This window comes from Pseudomonadota bacterium, from assembly GCA_022361155.1.
Taxonomy (GTDB): domain Bacteria; phylum Myxococcota_A; class Polyangia; order Polyangiales; family JAKSBK01; genus JAKSBK01.
In genome coordinates this window covers 1-1,348 of sequence record JAKSBK010000532.1, presented here as the reverse complement: position 1 = coordinate 1,348, position 1,348 = coordinate 1, and the positions used below count along the sequence as shown (strand labels likewise).

At 56.8% G+C, this 1,348-nt stretch carries 2 protein-coding genes; both read right to left on the bottom strand.

What is annotated here, in order from left to right; genetic code table 11:
- Positions 1 to 850 (bottom strand): CehA/McbA family metallohydrolase (locus MJD61_19880; GenBank protein ID MCG8557522.1); only part of this gene is annotated, 850 nt, incomplete at its 3' end.
- The coding region (locus MJD61_19875; GenBank protein MCG8557521.1) for a hypothetical protein at positions 811 to 1,348 on the bottom strand (538 nt) is incomplete at its 5' end. The genes MJD61_19875 and MJD61_19880, both read right to left, overlap by 40 nt.

Below are 1,348 nucleotides of genomic sequence, written 5' to 3'. Positions count from 1 at the left end.
TCCTTTCTTCAACCCGTCGCCACATTGCCTGCACGACATCCGCTAGAAAACGCGCATCTTCGGCTGAGGTAAACCTCCGGCCGTCTCGCACAATGTAGACTGGGGTGGTATGCGCGAACGCATAGCTGTCGGAAACGTAGCGGTGCGAGGGTCCAATGGCGCGGAAGGCGATCCAACCACTGCTCTGCAGTTCAACCGTGTCGGAGAATTGGAAGCGGTGTTCCTTCTGTGGCACGTCAAACGTCTTGGCCACCTCTCCGTTGACCACGACTTCAACCTTGTCGACCGGGACAATGGATGCAATCTCGATTTCAACCTTAAAGGAAGTGGGTCCATCAGCTTCCACCTGTATTTCCTCGCCGGGTATGCGACCATCCACGGTGGCGAAAAGCAGCGGTCCACTGGTACCGAAAGTAGCGGCATTTTCAACCGTATCGAGCCAGTTCGGCACCGAGAGGGGGCCATCGATCCTAGCATAGGTCCGGGTGGTTCCTGGTGGCGGATCCCGCCAGACATCCGGAAACGGGTCAGAGCCAGCGGTGGCCGCGATTCGAAAGCCAGCGTTGAGGAGCCGGTAGTACATCTGGGCGTTCGCAAGTTCATCATACCAGATGCAAAGCACGTCATAGAAATCACCCTTGCCGAGCGCCACGTCGAGCGGGATTTCGGAATAGGCTCCGTCTTCGGGTTTCTCAACCGGCCTGCTGTACGGGTGCATAAAGCCGCCGATGCCACCCTGCGCTTTAGCGGCGTCTAGGTAAGGGTAGTTCAGGACATCCGCTGAAAAAGCTGTCCAGGAGGTACCGCCAATCAGTGGCATAATAAACTCTTTGATACCGAGCAGCCCCACGTGGCCAAAGGAGCCCCGGAATTCCTGACCATATTGCAGGAGGTGGTCGGAGGTTGACAGCGGATGCGGTTACCAGTGAGATCGTCCCACCGTCCCATAATGCGTGTCCCGTCCATATGAATCAGGGCGTTTGTTACCCGGAGATCCTCCGCAAGCAACTGCAGGAAAAAATCCTCATGCGACAAGCCAAATCGACCTTGGTGAAGATCGTGCGCATGCGTTTCTCCGGAGTACCATCCCATGGCACTAGCGTCCAGCAACCTTTCGAGCCGTAGCGTAAGCTCGACTTGCTCGCCCTCCCTGACTGCGACTTTGGCTGACGCCGGCAGGTATTCGAAGCCACGCATCGCTTCAACTGTGGCTTGACCGGCTGGCACTTCCACCGTAAATTCGCCATTCGTGTGGAAGTAGTGCGTTTCCGTTGCTGAAATGACTCGGTGGAAGCCTCCGTTCGGTGCATAAGCGCGGCCATCACTCGCTTTCAGATAGATCCGGGAT